Annotated in this window: 15 protein-coding genes and 2 pseudogenes; 12 read left to right on the plus strand and 5 right to left on the minus strand. The window is 41.2% G+C overall.

Features of this window, described 5'->3' with window-relative positions; genetic code table 11:
• Positions 1-57: 57 nt before the first annotated feature.
• Together KXV15_RS08490 and thiS are read right to left on the minus strand one after the other, a co-directional pair.
• Positions 58-831, minus strand: coding sequence for a thiazole synthase (locus KXV15_RS08490; RefSeq protein WP_240007738.1), 774 nt, complete (start codon positions 829-831; stop codon positions 58-60).
• Between the two features lie 11 nt (positions 832-842).
• On the minus strand, positions 843-1,055 hold the full coding sequence (gene thiS / locus KXV15_RS08495; protein WP_240007739.1) for a sulfur carrier protein ThiS: 213 nt from the start codon (positions 1,053-1,055) through the stop codon (positions 843-845).
• Between the two features lie 68 nt (positions 1,056-1,123).
• Between thiS and aroQ the strand changes: the two genes are divergently transcribed.
• From aroQ to aat, 4 genes and pseudogenes are all read left to right on the plus strand, one after another.
• Positions 1,124-1,561, plus strand: a complete 438-nt coding sequence (gene aroQ / locus KXV15_RS08500) for a type II 3-dehydroquinate dehydratase (RefSeq protein WP_240007740.1) — start codon at positions 1,124-1,126, stop codon at positions 1,559-1,561.
• Between the two features lie 57 nt (positions 1,562-1,618).
• Entirely contained in the window at positions 1,619-2,086 is a 468-nt protein-coding gene (gene accB, locus KXV15_RS08505; protein WP_240007741.1) for an acetyl-CoA carboxylase biotin carboxyl carrier protein, read from the plus strand.
• Between the two features lie 10 nt (positions 2,087-2,096).
• Positions 2,097-3,449: an acetyl-CoA carboxylase biotin carboxylase subunit gene (accC, locus tag KXV15_RS08510; RefSeq protein ID WP_240007742.1), complete on the plus strand. Its 1,353-nt coding sequence runs from the start codon at positions 2,097-2,099 to the stop codon at positions 3,447-3,449.
• 23 nt (positions 3,450-3,472) lie between these two features.
• Positions 3,473-4,039 (plus strand): annotated as a pseudogene (gene aat / locus KXV15_RS08515) (leucyl/phenylalanyl-tRNA--protein transferase); the annotation flags it as partial.
• A 34-nt stretch (positions 4,040-4,073) separates the two neighbouring features.
• On the opposite strand, the gene KXV15_RS08520 reads toward aat, so the two are convergent.
• Together KXV15_RS08520 and KXV15_RS08525 are read right to left on the minus strand one after the other, a co-directional pair.
• On the minus strand, positions 4,074-5,087 hold the full coding sequence (locus KXV15_RS08520) for a DUF2155 domain-containing protein (RefSeq protein ID WP_240007743.1): 1,014 nt from the start codon (positions 5,085-5,087) through the stop codon (positions 4,074-4,076).
• On the minus strand, positions 5,075-5,467 hold the full coding sequence (locus KXV15_RS08525) for an NADH:ubiquinone oxidoreductase subunit NDUFA12 (RefSeq protein WP_240007744.1): 393 nt from the start codon (positions 5,465-5,467) through the stop codon (positions 5,075-5,077). The genes KXV15_RS08520 and KXV15_RS08525 overlap by 13 nt, the downstream gene beginning before the upstream one ends.
• 2,073 nt (positions 5,468-7,540) lie before the next feature.
• On the opposite strand from KXV15_RS08525, the pseudogene KXV15_RS13550 reads away from it, so the two are divergent.
• From KXV15_RS13550 to KXV15_RS08540, 3 genes and pseudogenes are all read left to right on the plus strand, one after another.
• Positions 7,541-8,209 (plus strand): annotated as a pseudogene (locus tag KXV15_RS13550) (TSCPD domain-containing protein); the annotation flags it as partial.
• Positions 8,210-8,300: 91 nt separating this feature from the next.
• A complete protein-coding gene (locus tag KXV15_RS08535) occupies positions 8,301-8,807 on the plus strand; it encodes a pentapeptide repeat-containing protein (RefSeq protein ID WP_240007746.1) in 507 nt (168 codons plus the stop codon).
• A gap of 118 nt (positions 8,808-8,925) precedes the next feature.
• Positions 8,926-9,693 (plus strand): pentapeptide repeat-containing protein, encoded by a 768-nt coding sequence (locus KXV15_RS08540; protein WP_240007747.1) that lies wholly within the window; start codon positions 8,926-8,928, stop codon positions 9,691-9,693.
• Here the strand turns inward: KXV15_RS08540 and KXV15_RS08545 are convergent, their stop codons facing one another.
• Positions 9,694-10,455, minus strand: coding sequence for a class II glutamine amidotransferase (locus KXV15_RS08545; RefSeq protein WP_275671588.1), 762 nt, complete (start codon positions 10,453-10,455; stop codon positions 9,694-9,696).
• A 243-nt stretch (positions 10,456-10,698) separates the two neighbouring features.
• Between KXV15_RS08545 and KXV15_RS08550 the strand changes: the two genes are divergently transcribed.
• The 5 genes from KXV15_RS08550 to KXV15_RS08570 form a co-directional block, all read left to right on the plus strand.
• Positions 10,699-11,454, plus strand: a complete 756-nt coding sequence (locus KXV15_RS08550) for a hypothetical protein (RefSeq protein ID WP_240007749.1) — start codon at positions 10,699-10,701, stop codon at positions 11,452-11,454.
• Between the two features lie 311 nt (positions 11,455-11,765).
• Positions 11,766-12,137, plus strand: a complete 372-nt coding sequence (gene rpsL / locus KXV15_RS08555; RefSeq protein ID WP_240007750.1) for a 30S ribosomal protein S12 — start codon at positions 11,766-11,768, stop codon at positions 12,135-12,137.
• 26 nt (positions 12,138-12,163) lie between these two features.
• On the plus strand, positions 12,164-12,634 hold the full coding sequence (gene rpsG / locus KXV15_RS08560; RefSeq protein ID WP_240007751.1) for a 30S ribosomal protein S7: 471 nt from the start codon (positions 12,164-12,166) through the stop codon (positions 12,632-12,634).
• Between the two features lie 24 nt (positions 12,635-12,658).
• On the plus strand, positions 12,659-14,740 hold the full coding sequence (gene fusA, locus KXV15_RS08565; protein WP_240007752.1) for an elongation factor G: 2,082 nt from the start codon (positions 12,659-12,661) through the stop codon (positions 14,738-14,740).
• Between the two features lie 73 nt (positions 14,741-14,813).
• On the plus strand, positions 14,814-14,955 hold a 142-nt coding region (locus KXV15_RS08570; protein ID WP_240007774.1), incomplete at its 3' end, for a GTP-binding protein.

Genomic DNA, 14,955 nt, shown 5'->3' on the forward strand with positions numbered 1-14,955 from the left:
ATAAAAGCCGGAATTTGCGATGCAGATTCCGGCTTTTTAAATTATATTGAAGTAAGGTTAAATAAGACCGGCAAGCGGGCTTGATGGATCGGCATAACGTTTTAGCCCCATTCGACCAGCCAAATACGCCTCACGCCCTGCGATAACTGCGTGTTTCATTGCACTTGCCATTAAAACTGGATTTTTAGCTTCGGCAATTGCAGTATTCATCAAGACACCGTCACAACCCAATTCCATAGCAATAGTAGCATCAGATGCCGTACCAACACCCGCATCTACCAAAACCGGAACCCGTGTTTGTTCAACAATAAGGCGGATATTGATGCGGTTTTGAATCCCAAGACCTGAACCAATTAAACCACCCAAAGGCATAATTGCAGCAGCCCCCGCATCTTCAAGTTTGCGGGCATAAACGGGGTCATCAGAGGCATAAACCATTACATCAAACCCTTCGGAAACCAAAATTTTGGTAGCTTTTAAGGTTTCTTCCATATCGGGGTAAAGGGTTTTTTGATCTGAAAGCACCTCTAATTTAACAAGTGACCAACCACCAGCTTCACGGGCAAGGCGCAAGGTTCGCAACGCATCATCGGCAGTAAAACAACCAGCAGTATTAGGCAGGTATGTAAATTCTTTCGGGCTTACAAAATCGGTCAAAATCGGTTGTGATTTATCGGTAAGATTAACCCGGCGTACGGCAACCGTAACAATCTCTGCACCAGATGCACGTGCCGCGGCGGCATTTTCTTCATAGGTTTTATATTTACCAGTGCCAATTATCAGGCGTGAATTAAACGTTCTACCTGCAACTGTCCAACTATCATTTTCCATGTTATTTTCCCTCAAAACCCGCCGCCGACAAATTGCACAATTTCAATTTTGTCACCGGATTTAACTATATGATTCACCCATTCAGATTTGGGTATAAGATTCTGATTCAATTCGATTGCGATGGATCTTTTTTCAAGTTCAAGAACATCAAGTAATTCATCAAGATTTTTTCCTGATGCAATCTCGTGTTCTTCACCATTTATTACGATTTTTTCTTTACTCAAAACATCACCATTTTTATTCTTATGAAAATAATCTTTAACAGAAGTCGTATTTAAGCTAAAGGACTTATATGACAAAGCCAATTTATATTATCAACGGACCGAACCTTAACCTTCTTGGCACGAGAGAGCCTGAAATATATGGTTCAGAGACACTGAAAGATATTGAAAATATTTGCACCCAAACCGCTAATGCAGCAGGTTATGATGTAAAATTTATGCAATCAAATCATGAAGGTCAAATAATTGATTGGCTTCACGAGGCGCGAACTAATGCAATTGCAATTATATTGAATGCAGGTGCACTTACACATACTTCGGTTGGGCTATATGATGCGTTAAAAGCCATCGATATCCTTAAGATTGAAGTCCACCTCTCTAACCCCCATGCCCGCGAAGAATTCCGCCATAAGAGCTTTATCAGCCCCGTTTCCAATGGTGTAATTGCAGGTTTTGGAATTGACTCTTATATCCTTGCTATTAATGGGATAGTTAAAAAATTAACGTAGCGGAAGTTTAAATATTGCTATAACAGCTTATTTAACCCTATTTATCTGGAGATTGTGATGCCGAGCAATAACGGCTTTGATACCAAATTAGTTAAGGATCTAGCAAAAATCCTTCGTGATAGCGAACTTACCGAAATCGAAATTGACAATGAGGGTACGAAAATTCGCGTAACCCGGAATGTTACCCAAACGGTTGTTGCCGCTGCACCAGTTGCTGCCGCGCCCGTTGCTGCTGCACCAGTGGCTACTCCTGCTCCTGCTGCTGCTGCTGCCGCAGAAGTTAAAGTAAAAGGTAATGCTGTTACATCTCCTATGGTTGGAACAATTTATCTTTCACCTGAACCAGGCGCTGCCGTATTTGCAAAAGTTGGTGACACTGTAAAAGAAGGTCAACAATTATTCATTATCGAAGCAATGAAAACCATGAACTCAGTTACTGCAACTGCATCTGGTGTCATTAAAGAAATCCTTGTCAGCGACGCACAGCCAGTCGAATTTGGCGAAGCATTGTGTATTATTGAATAAGGTGAATAAAGTGTTTGAAAAGATATTGATTGCCAACCGTGGCGAAATTGCATTGCGCGTTCACCGTGCATGTAAAGAAATGGGCATCTCAACTGTTGCCATCCACTCAACTGCTGATTCTGATGCGATGCACGTACGGCTTGCTGATGAAAGCGTTTGTATTGGTCCGCCATCAAGTGCGCAATCATATCTTAACATTCCTGCTATTATTTCTGCTTGTGAAATCACTGGCGCGCAGGCGGTTCACCCTGGCTATGGTTTCTTGTCTGAAAACGCGCGCTTTGCTGAAATCGTTGAAGACCATGGCATGACATTTATTGGCCCTAAACCTGCGCATATTCGCATGATGGGCGATAAAATTACTGCAAAAGAAGCGGTTGCGCGCGCGGGCATCCCTGTGGTTCCTGGCTCTGATGGCGCAATTACCAGTGATGAAGAAGCGTTTAAAATTGCCGAAAAAATTGGTTATCCTGTTTTGGTAAAAGCATCTGCCGGCGGCGGTGGTCGTGGTATGAAGATTGCCTTGAATAAAGAAGAAATGAGCTTTGCTCTTTCTACCGCGCGTTCAGAGGCTAAGAATGCATTTGGCGATGATACGGTATATCTTGAAAAATATCTTTCTTTGCCGCGCCACATTGAAATTCAAGTCGTTGCCGATTCTCATGGCAATGTTGTCCACCTTGGAGAACGTGATTGTTCATTGCAACGTCGCCACCAAAAAGTTTGGGAAGAGGCCCCCTCGCCTGCACTGAACGCATCTGAACGTTTTGAAATTGGTTCGGTTGTCGTAAAAGCAATCAAGGCATTGGGATATCTTGGCGTTGGAACTATTGAATTCCTTTATGAAGATGGAAAGTTCTATTTCATCGAAATGAATACCCGCCTTCAGGTTGAACACCCTGTCACCGAGGCGATTACCGGCATTGACTTGGTTCGTGAGCAAATCCGTATTGCCTCTGGTCTTCCACTATCATTCACACAAGATGATATTAAATTTAATGGCGTTGCCATTGAATGCCGTATCAACGCCGAAGATCCACAGACGTTTGCGCCTTGCCCAGGAATGATTACTGAATTCCATGCACCTGGTGGCCTTGGTGTTCGCCTAGATTCTGCAATCTATGACGGATATAAAATTCCGCCATATTATGATTCACTTATTGGGAAACTTATTGTTCATGGCAAAGATCGTTACGATTGCCTTATGCGTCTAAAACGTGCCTTATCTGAAATGGTTATTTCTGGTCCTAAAACCACGACCCCATTGTTCCTTCGACTTTTGCAAAACAGTGATATTTTAAATGGTGATTATAATATCCACTGGCTTGAAAAATGGCTTGAAGAAGAAAAATCTGGTCAATAATAGATACTCAATAATTACATAAAATGTTTGGTCCTTTAAATCTGTTGGAACTCTACCAAAATGGGGTTTTCCCAATGGCAGAGAATGCAGACGACCCAAACCTTATGATTATTGACCCAGAATTTCGGGGTATAATTCCACTTGATGAATTTCATATTCCACGTAGGCTAAAGCGTGAATTTGCCAAGCACACCTATAATGTTACGGCAAACCAAGACTTTAAGCGTGTTATAGAAGCGTGCGCTGAAACCAATAATAAGCGCCGCGAAACATGGATTAATGCGCCAATAGTTTCGCTTTATTGCGCTTTAAATGCGATGGGCAAAGCACATAGTATTGAGGTTTGGGATAAAGAAAAACTCATTGGTGGTTTATATGGCGTAAGTCTTGGCGGAGCCTTTTTTGGTGAAAGCATGTTTTCGCGCGCAACGAATGCAAGCAAATATGCCCTTATTCACCTTGTAGCCGCCTTAAAGTTTGCCAATTATCAATTATTGGACGCGCAATTTTATAATCCACATCTTGAACAATTCGGGCTAATCGAAATTCCAAGGGATTACTTTCAGCAAATGTTGAAAACCGCCTTGGAAATAGAAACTAATTTTCCAATTAAAAACTTTAAAACTATTGCACCGCAGGGTCTTTTGGTGGCGGAGCAGCAACAATCGCCGGAGATGGCATCTCCTCAGAGGCAGGATCAACATCTTTTGGAGAATCTGTCGTCACCTTCTTTTTGCTTGTCTTTGCTTCAATAAGTGGTGCAGCATTCGCAACAACGGGGTCAACACCACCTTCGCATTGTAGCAAGAACACATCAAGGAACGGATGGTCAATCGCAGTTACATCTGGGCTTGAGGCAATAATCCAACCTTGTTTGATAAGTTTACGTCCATTGGCTTCACGCATTTTTGCACGGTTTCTTTGTGCCAAAACAGCCAATTGCGGGCGCGGAGGTTCACCATTATCAATAACATCCACATAAGCCCAAGATTCACGCGGTTCATCAGGATTAGAGCGGAAACAATTTTTAAGGTTTATAGTGATTTGATCATAATTAACCGCCTTGCCAACCGCCACGCGAAAACGCATTGATTGGCCAGTTTCACGGTTTAATCCAAAGAATAGCGCCGTAGTTCCCTTAATTTCGTCCGCATATTTAGTTGCACCAACCACAGCAGGGTTTTGCGGGAAAAGCAAATTCATCGGTATTATAGGGATTTTAGGCCCCATAAGTTTTGGCATTTCGCCACTTTGTGCAACATTACCATTTTCACCAAAACGTAATAATGCCGCAGCATCTCTTTCGGCTTGTGCTTTTAATTTATCGCGCGCAATTTGATCCGGGGTTTTCCAATCACCCTGTCCATCTGTTCTAAGCGCCGGCTGAACATCACTAAGGTCTGGTTCTTGTATGGTTCCTAATTCTGGGTCAATACCGCCAGAATTATCTTTTTTAACCTGATCTTTTACTGGAATACGTGACAACTCCGGTTCAGATACAGGTCTGCCGCCATCTGGGCTTTCTTGTGCGGATTGTGCAATTGTCCAACCGACTTTGTATGTTGCCACCAATAAAACGGCAGCAAGCGCAGAAAACCCGATTTTAGCATATTTGCCGAATTTCATTATGGCTTCCATGCCTCATAACCCGGATTTTCAGCTTCCGGCGTTTCAGAGGTAATTTTGGCGATTGAACCTTTTGGATGGTATGCGAACAAAGTTCCAGTCATATTTGGAACATGTGGCTTTTCCCATTCCTTAATTTTGAATGGCTCTTTTGTTGGTGGTTCATCAAATGTGTGGTGAAGCCAACCATGCCAATCAGCAGGAACACGCGACGCATCGGCATAACCTTTATACATTACATAGCGACGCTTACGACCGTCAACAGTTGCCTTGCCTTCTTCAAAATAAGAATTGCCGAAGTCATCTTCACCAACTTTTTTGGCATGACGGCTTATATCAAATAATGCACCAAGCGTTACGCCATTCCACCATGTAAAAATTTTCTTTAGCACTTATTGCCACCCATAAATTAGTCTTTGAAAAAGACGTGATGTGTTAAAACTATAAACATCCCCTCTTTATCAAAGTTTTCCCTTTTAACAAATGATTTTCGCAAACTTTGTCGAAAAAACATCACATAAACATAAATCATTATCAGCATAAAAAGAATCAGTTTTAATATTAGATAATTGTCTTAATTTACCAGTATCTGCGGCATAAATATGGCTGATAGTTTTAGTGTTTTACTTAAAAATATAACAACCAAGGAATTGGAGTTTCCAATTGCTAAGCGTGAAATTGCTATTGACGATATGGGCGCGCCCATATTTTGTTATGGTCCAATCAATTTCACATTAGAAGCAATCCAATCATATTTTGATTATTTTGAACTCAAACCCGATCAAGATATATCAGAATTAGTGAAACAAAAGCTGAGCGATATTTTAAAATCGGTTTTTCCATCCTCTAAAGATTTACCAAAAATCGCCTCATACACCGAATATTCTATTTTAAAACAAAGAATTATCCCAAATACCGAATGGTTAAAGTCAATAAATCATAAGAAATTAGATGAGATTTATGATTCTATCGCCAGAATTCCTTTAATTTTCACAGGCCTAAGTGCGGCCAAGATTGGTGTTGGAAAAAGTTTTTCACGACAGCTTGTCGAAGCAACAGCAATTTCTGGAAAACATTCTATTGATAAGGCGGTTGAAGAAATTGAATATGCAATTGCCCGCTCAATTGGTGAAGGTCACGGCGACCCTAAATCAAACCCTGCATTGGGTCGTGCGGTTGGCAAGGCATTTTCACGCGGCGTTCCATCGGGGATTGTTAAATATATTGTCGCCAATGCTCTAAAAGGTCGCAATACAGAATTTAATCATATCGAAACAGATATTGAACAAAGCAATACCATTATTGAATTAAACGATAATGAAGTCGATAGGATTTTGAGTGATTCTACGTCACAATTACTACCCCAAGCGATGGTCGCAAATTGTGATATTTTACTACGCGATAATGTCTATCTTCCCGCAATATTTAATATTAACCTATCAAAATATTGCAACAATGGCATTTTGGATAAAAAATCGCTTTTTGATGATGTATCAATCTGGTCCCATATTACATTGAAAACATTTGATAGCTTTAGACAGCGTTTTGGGATTGGTATTTGCGGCCTACACGAAGCGATTATGTCTTTGGGCATGAAAATCGATGCACCACAAACCGCGGAATATTTTGATAAATTATTTGCCGAATTAAGCGAAAAATCGACATTAAAATTCACTACGCAAAACGATGAAACAGTCTGCCAAATGCTTTCTGTTAATGCACGCGGCATAATGCCAGTTAAGAATATAAGACAAGAATTTGGAATTAATGCGGTTTTGTCGCGCCCCAAAATTATATCTTCATTTGTAGATTATCTTGAATTAAGTGGCGTATTAACTTCTGATATCGAAGCAAAAATAATTGGTAATCGTAATCTAAAAAATTCACCGGAAATAAACCATCGCACACTTTTGCAAAAAGGCCTTGATGCCGAAGCGATAATGGCAATCGAAGAAGAAATTCCATCGGCAAGAAGCCTTAAAGATATTATTACGCCATTCGTTATTGGCATTGAATATGTTCAAAAACTGCTTGGTAAAAATATAAACGAAGTTATTTCGCCTGAATTCAATCTGATTAAAGAAATTGGATTTACGCAAAAACAGGTTCAAACCGCAGATAATTATATTTTTGGCGCTGAGAATATTGACGATATTTATCAAGAGCCAAAATTTGATGATATCGCACCATTTTATTCAAAAATTGCCCAGTATTTTCATTCTACTGGCTATTATATTTTTGAGGCACTTCCAAAAACTGATAATGAAATCATTTTACAAAATATATTGCGTACGGCGTCTAAGAATGATTGGGCATCAATAAAAATTGAAAATCATTCAGAAAATTTGATGTCATATTCTTATGATTTGCGGGAATTTGAAAATTATAAAGAACCGCCAACAATTGAAAAAATTGAGGTTGAGGTCGAAAAAATAATTGAAAAAGTTGTTGAAAAACCAGTAGTTAGAAAAAAACTACCCGAAAGACGCAAGGGCTATATTCAAAAAGCAAAAGTTGCGGGACACAAGGTTTATCTTCATACTGGTGAATTTGATAATGGCGAATTGGGCGAAATCTTCATTGATATGCACAAAGAAGGCGCCGCGTTCCGCTCTTTGATGAATTCATTTGCAATAGCAATTTCAATTGGTTTGCAATATGGCGTACCATTGGATGAATTTGTAGATGCCTTTATTAATACCCGCTTTGAGCCGTCTGGCGAAGTTGATGGAAACGATAAAATCAAGCGCGCCAGTTCAATTCTTGATTACCTCTTCCGTGAGCTTGCGGTTTCATATCTGGATCGTTCAGACCTTATCAACGCTGCATCAGAAAAATCAGTTACTGAAACCTCTAATGCTGAGGAAGGAATTGACGCCACCCAATTGATTTCAAAAGGTTTTTCACGCGGACATTTGCCTGATAATCTTGTATCTTTTCAAAGCTTAAGAGACAAACAAAACACAAAGAACACTGCTGTGAATGACTTTGCGGCAACATCATACCAGGGGGATCCGTGCCAAGAATGTGGTTCGTTTACCCTGCGTGAGATTGATGGAATAATTATTTGTGAAGCATGTGGGCATCGTATTGATAATAATGGTGATGGTCATAGTGAAGGTAGCAATATCTGACACAAAATAAATATTTAACTTTGTTCAGTGAAATTTAATAGCTTTGCTTTAAAGAGCGTAATTATTCTTTAAAATTGCGGAGTTCTATTATATGAAACAATTTGCATCTATGGCTTTTACCGCTGGCTTAATTGCTTGTGGCTTATTTGCAGCGCCGGCAATGGCACAAAATGCGGCACAAATTGAATCGGTTAAAAAAGGCAAATCATGCGTTGGCTGTAACCTATTTCAAGCTGACCTAGATTATGAAGATATTTCGCATAAAAACTTTTCAAAATCACGCCTACGTCAATCCGATATGTCTTTATCGACAGCTGATTATACCAATTTTTCTGGCACTGATTTATCAATAGCTAATATGTATGGACTACGCGCGACTGGGGCAAATTTTGTTGGTACAAACCTTGAACGTGCGTCAATGGTTGGTGGCTATTTCAATGGTGCAAACTTTGCTGGGGCAAACCTTACCAATGCAGATTTATCAGGTGCGGAATTGAAAACAGCAAAAGGCCTGTCCCAAGCACAATTAAACAAAGCATGTGGTGACGAGGCAACTTTGTTACCAAAGGGTTTGCGAATTCCTGCTTGTAAACAGTAAAAATTAAGTGCTTTTTGGGTAACACATATTATTTATCTCAGTATTAGAATAATGTATGTGCCATTCTTACAATCATTTAATTGGATTTGAAGAATACAGAACGTATACTGATTATATTATGAATTTAAAACATCTTTTAAGAAGAAATCTTGGACTTGCTGTTATAATCATTGCCTCCAACATTGCCTCAAGTGCACTTGCACTTGATTGGCTTGAAGGTGGGGCGTGGGGCAATCGCGGTCGGCCGGATAATGTAAATTTTTCACGTGGTTTTTCTGGCATGTGCACGGGGTGTGATTTGTCTGGTCGCAACCTCGGTGGTGCAAGACTTAGCGGCGGCGCATTTGACCGCGCACACTTTTCTGGTTCGCAAATGCGACGTTCAGATTTACGTCGCGGCACCTTCCAACAAGCAGATTTTGACCGTGCCGATCTTGCCAATGCCGATATTGGAACCGCGAACTTTGCAGGTTCTACCTTCATTGGTGCAACATTACGCGGAATAGATGCAACCGGTACAAATTTGTCAAATTCAAACTTTACCGGTGCAGAAATCTCTGATGCAGGGTTTATAAGCGCCATTCTTCATGGTGCAAACTTTACTGGTGCACGCGGAAAAGGCGCTGAATTCACAAGTGCCAACCTCTCTTATTCGCGCTTTGATTCTGCACAACTTGAAAAAGCGGATTTTTCGGGGGCTAACCTAAGAAATGCCCGTGCAATGCGTGCAAACTTTAACGGCTCTGACTTTAGTGATGCAAATCTTTCAGGTGCAGATTTTTCAACCGCATCTGGCATAACCCGTGCGTCATTAGATCGTGCATGTGGCGATGAAAAGACCCGCCTTCCCGATGGTCTTAGTGTGCCAAAGTGTAAGCGGCGCTAATTAAACCCGCAAACCCTGTTTAAAAACAATAAAACTATCGTGACTAATTCGCGTCCACTCTTCGTTTTTCGTTAGTGGATGCGTTGCAACGATGGTAACAATATCATTCGGCGTGGTTTCATGCGCAAAATCAACACGCAAATCTTCATCGATTAAAACCGCTTCGCCAAATGGCGCTTTGCGTGTGATATAAACCAGATTTTTCGAACAAGACGCATATAAATCGTCACCAGACGATAAAAGCGCGTTAAAAACCCCAAGTTTTCGTAATTCTGCCATTAAATCACCAATTGCCTTATTAAGGCGACTTGCCGACGGGCGGGTTTTAAAACGTTCACGTAGATTGTCCATTATCCAGCAAAACGCATATTCAGAATCCGTTGTACCAACTGGCTTATAATAATTTAGCTTTAGTTTTTTTACACCCTTTAACTGACCATTATGGGCAAAGACCCAAATTTTACCCCATAATATACGCGTAAAGGGATGGGTATTTTCAAGCTTTACCGCGCCACGATTTGCCTTGCGAATATGGGCAATGGCGACTTCTGACTTTATTGGATAATTCTTGATAAATTTTGCAAGTTCGGAATTGGCGCATTGACTAGGATCATGGAAAGAGCGAACCCCCTTCCCTTCATAAAAACAAACACCCCAACCATCACGATGCGGCCCAGTTTCACCACCACGCTTAGAAAGCGCGGTAAAGCTAAACCGTAAATCGGTTGGTGTATTTGCAGACATTCCCAATAATTCGCACATTTTTCCCTCAAAATAATCGCATAATAATTTTTGAATGTTCTTATATTTGTTTATAGCCGTCGATTAAGGCACGGTTATAGAAAGTCCGATTGAATTTTTGACATAAAACAGAATTATTTTCTTCCGTTTAATTAAACTATTTTTGAACACTTAAAAATCCAACTATTCTAGTTGTTTTTTTATAAGATTGTCGCTTTATAGTTTTATTGTCTTGAGATTAATTTGTGTTGAATACGTATATCGATGAAAAGTAATTTGATATTTATTGCCGCTTTTGCCAGTTTGTTCGCAATGGGCGTGCTGCGACAACCGACACCGCCAGTTAAGCATCACGAAACCAGGCATATTGAAAAACAACAAACCTTTGCGGAAGTTCGTAAATCCGTTGAAGAACAGGCAAAAAAAGAAAACAAACAATCTGAAACACCAACAAAAAAAGCCGGTTTAGAAATTATTACGCGCCCAAAACCGCAAACTACGATAAGCGGCAACCAATTGATATGCCATTCACAGAATAAAAATATTATCCCGTCTAAATACGATGATCCGAACTCTATGATTTATATCGCCGATGACGGCAAAAATGTTTTGATTACAAATTCTGATTACAAGAATCCCAAAAATTCATCAGTTAAATTAAGACTGCCAATTACAAATTTTCGGGAACTAAATGAGGAAGAAATAAAAAAACTTTTCAAACCTTACTCAAACTGCACTGCAACAATAAATATTGACAATTTTAGAACGGATGAATGCGGAAGACATATAATAACGCAATATAAAAGCAACGGCACATTTTCATATGGCTATTGTGGGCGCGGATATTTCGAAATTTCAGGAAAATATCATATCGAAGACAATATTGTTTACGCAAAAGAAGACCGTACAAATATATATTCAAAATTTAAGATACTAATAGACAATAACCAGATTTATTATATGAAACCGCTTGGAAGTGACGTTTCAACCACTCCGAAACCAATTATAATAAGTGAGTAAAATAATTTTATTGCAAACACGGCAGAATTCCCCGCAAATAAACCACTTTGCACGCTTGACATTGGTATAAAATCCTATATACGCGCCCCAAACAAGTGAAAAGCTTTGCCTTTCGCTTAAAAATGCATTTTTAAGACCAGCTTTAAAACTGAAGATGGCTTTTGGCGGATACCGCACACGTCCCAAGGGGGGCGCGATACTCGTTGGAAGTTTTTGGCTTTAAAGCTGCCAGAAATGTACCCCCGGGAAACCGGAATTTTTGGACTAACTAAAGCCTGCTTTAAACAGCAGTGCACAAAGGAAAGTAAAATATGCCTACGATCAACCAATTGATCAGAAAGCCACGTTCGCCGTTAATCGCGCGTAACAAGGTACCTGCCCTTAAAGGCTGCCCTCAACGTCGTGGTGTTTGCACCCGCGTTTATACAACAACTCCGAAAAAACCAAACTCAGCTCTTCGTAAAGTTGCCAAAGTTCGTTTGACCACTGGTACTGAGGCGGTTTGCTACATCCCTGGTGAAGGCCACAACCTACAAGAACACTCTGTTGTGCTTGTACGCGGCGGTCGTGTAAAAGATTTGCCAGGTGTTCGTTACCACATTCTTCGCGGTGTTCTTGATACTCAAGGCGTTAAAGACCGTAAACAACGTCGTTCGCACTATGGCGCGAAACGTCCTAAATAATAATTTTAAAGATTTAAGGATTAAATATGTCCCGTCGTCATAAAGCTGAAAAACGCGAAATTTTACCAGATCCAAAATTCGGTGATCTGGATGTCACAAAATTGATGAATTACGTAATGTATGAAGGCAAGAAGTCTGCCGCCGAATCTATCATTTACGGTGCGTTCGACCTATGCGAAAAACGCGCAAAGCGTGATTCAATCGACATCTTCAAAGATGCTCTTGATAACGTTTCTCCTGCAATCGAAGTTCGCTCTCGCCGTGTTGGTGGTGCAACTTATCAGGTTCCGGTTGAAGTTCGTGCAGAACGCCGTAAGGCACTTGCACTTCGTTGGTTGGTTGGCGCTGCGCGTAAGCGTAACGAGCAAACCATGCAAGAACGTCTAGCAGGTGAATTGCTTGATGCCGCTTCAAACCGTGGTTCTGCTGTGAAAAAGCGTGAGGACACTCACAAAATGGCAGAAGCAAACCGCGCATTCTCGCATTACCGCTGGTAATTATTTTTATAGAAGGTTTATATTATGCCTCGTAGTCACGCGATTGAAGATTATCGTAATTTCGGCATCATGGCCCACATCGATGCCGGCAAAACTACTACTACCGAACGTATCTTGTACTACACCGGTAAATCTCACAAAATTGGTGAGGTTCATGACGGTGCAGCTACTATGGACTGGATGACCCAGGAACAAGAACGCGGTATCACCATTACTTCTGCGGCAACCACCTGCTTCTGGAACGGTAAACGCATGAACATCATCGACACCCCAGGACACGTTGACTTCACTATCGAAGTTGAACGTTCTTTGCGTGTACTTGATGGCGCAGTTTGCGTTCTTGACGGTAACCAAGGTGTTGAACCACAAACCGAAACTGTTTGGCGTCAAGCTGATAAATATGACGTGCCTCGTATCGTGTTCGTTAACAAAATGGACAAAATGGGCGCTGACTTCTATATGTGCGTTGACCAAATCGTAAGCCGCGTTGGCGGTACACCGGTTTGTATGCAACTTCCTATCGGCGCTGAAAACAATTTCAAAGGCGTTGTTGACCTTATCACCATGAAGGCTTTGGTTTGGCACGAAGAAAATCTTGGTGCACAATTTGACGAAGTTGAAATTCCTGCTGATCTTGCTGACAAAGCTGCTGAATATCGTGAAAAGCTAATCGAAGCTGCGGTTGAAGTTGACGATGATGCAATGGAAAAATATCTTGAAGGTGAAATCCCTTCAAATGACGAATTGAAACGCTTGGTTCGCCTTGCGGTTTTCAAACGTGCTTTCCACCCAGTATTCTGCGGTTCTGCGTTTAAAAACAAAGGTGTTCAGCCTCTTCTTGACGCGGTTGTTGACTATCTTCCTTCACCGGTTGATCGTGGCGCCGTTAAAGGTATCGACTTCAAAGACGAAGAAACTGAAATCGAACGTAAACCTCTTGATTCTGAACCAATGTCATTGCTTGCGTTCAAAATCATGGACGACCCGTTTGTTGGTACAATCACATTCTGCCGTATCTATTCTGGCGTGCTTCAATCTGGTTCAACTGTAACCAACTCTTCACGTGACAAAAAAGAGCGTATCGGCCGTATGTTGCTTATGCACTCTAACAACCGTGAAGACATCAAAGAAGCTTATGCTGGTGATATCGTTGCGTTGGCTGGTCTTAAAGAAGTTCGTACCGGTGATACCCTTTGCGATTCTTTGAAACCAATCATTCTTGAGCGTATGGAATTCCCTAAACCGGTTATCGAAATCGCTGTTGAGCCTAAAACCAAAGCTGACCAAGAAAAACTTGGTATCGCGCTTTCTAAATTGGCTGCGGAAGATCCTTCATTCCAAGTTTCTACTGACCACGAAAGCGGTCAAACCATCCTTAAAGGCATGGGCGAATTGCACTTGGACATCAAAGTTGACATCTTGAAACGTACTTATGGCGTTGATGCTAACATTGGTCAGCCAAAAGTTGCTTATCGTGAGAAACTAGGTAAACGCGCTGAAATCGACTATACCCACAAAAAACAATCTGGTGGTTCTGGTCAGTTCGCACGTATCAAAGTTATCTTTGAACCAGGTGAAGAAAATTCAGGCTTCCAGTTTGAATCACAAATCGTTGGTGGTGCTGTTCCTAAAGAATACATCCCAGGCGTTATCAAAGGTCTTGAAGGTTCGGTTGACAATGGCTTGCTTGCAGGCTTCCCTGTTATCGACATGAAAGCAACCTTGGTTGACGGCGCTTATCACGATGTTGACTCTTCAGTTCTTGCATTCGAAATCGCAGCACGCGCTGCATTCCGTGAATTGAAAGCTGCGGCTGATCCAAAACTTCTTGAGCCTATCATGAAAGTTGAAGTTGTTGTTCCTGAGGAATTCACCGGTACTGTTATCGGCGACATCAACTCTCGTCGTGGTATGATTCAAGGACAAGACATGCGCGGAAACGCAAACGTTGTTAACGCAATGGTTCCGCTTGCAAACATGTTTGGCTACGTGAACGACCTTCGTGGTTCGACCCAAGGCCGCGCATCTTACACCATGCAGTTTGACCACTACGAAGAAGTGCCACGCGCAGTTGCACAAGACGTTTTGGCTAAACTACAAGGCTAATTAGGTTCATTGCGGGAAGGAACCCCCTTCCCGCAATTTTTATTTTTTATTTTATTTTAAGAAGAGACTAAAAATGGCTAAGGAAAAATTTGAGCGTACCAAGCCGCATTGTAACATTGGTACTATTGGACACGTTGACCACGGTAAGACAACATTGACTGCTGCTATCACCATGACATTGGCGAAAGCTGGTGGTGCAAAAGCAATGGCTTATG

This window comes from Pseudaquidulcibacter saccharophilus (assembly GCF_019455445.1).
Lineage (GTDB): Bacteria > Pseudomonadota > Alphaproteobacteria > Caulobacterales > Aquidulcibacteraceae > Pseudaquidulcibacter > Pseudaquidulcibacter saccharophilus.

Bases quoted from the DNA above. Each gene is read 5' to 3' on its own strand.
- KXV15_RS08490 (WP_240007738.1), bottom strand. From the start codon at position 831: ATGGAAAATGATAGTTGGACAGTTGCAGGTAGAACGTTTAATTCACGC.
- aroQ (WP_240007740.1), top strand. From the start codon at position 1,124: ATGACAAAGCCAATTTATATTATCAACGGACCGAACCTTAACCTTCTT.
- accB (WP_240007741.1), top strand. From the start codon at position 1,619: ATGCCGAGCAATAACGGCTTTGATACCAAATTAGTTAAGGATCTAGCA.
- KXV15_RS08520 (WP_240007743.1), bottom strand. From the start codon at position 5,087: ATGGAAGCCATAATGAAATTCGGCAAATATGCTAAAATCGGGTTTTCT.
- KXV15_RS08535 (WP_240007746.1), top strand. From the start codon at position 8,301: ATGAAACAATTTGCATCTATGGCTTTTACCGCTGGCTTAATTGCTTGT.
- KXV15_RS08540 (WP_240007747.1), top strand. From the start codon at position 8,926: ATGAATTTAAAACATCTTTTAAGAAGAAATCTTGGACTTGCTGTTATA.
- KXV15_RS08545 (WP_275671588.1), bottom strand. From the start codon at position 10,455: ATGTGCGAATTATTGGGAATGTCTGCAAATACACCAACCGATTTACGG.
- KXV15_RS08550 (WP_240007749.1), top strand. From the start codon at position 10,699: ATGAAAAGTAATTTGATATTTATTGCCGCTTTTGCCAGTTTGTTCGCA.
- rpsL (WP_240007750.1), top strand. From the start codon at position 11,766: ATGCCTACGATCAACCAATTGATCAGAAAGCCACGTTCGCCGTTAATC.
- rpsG (WP_240007751.1), top strand. From the start codon at position 12,164: ATGTCCCGTCGTCATAAAGCTGAAAAACGCGAAATTTTACCAGATCCA.
- fusA (WP_240007752.1), top strand. From the start codon at position 12,659: ATGCCTCGTAGTCACGCGATTGAAGATTATCGTAATTTCGGCATCATG.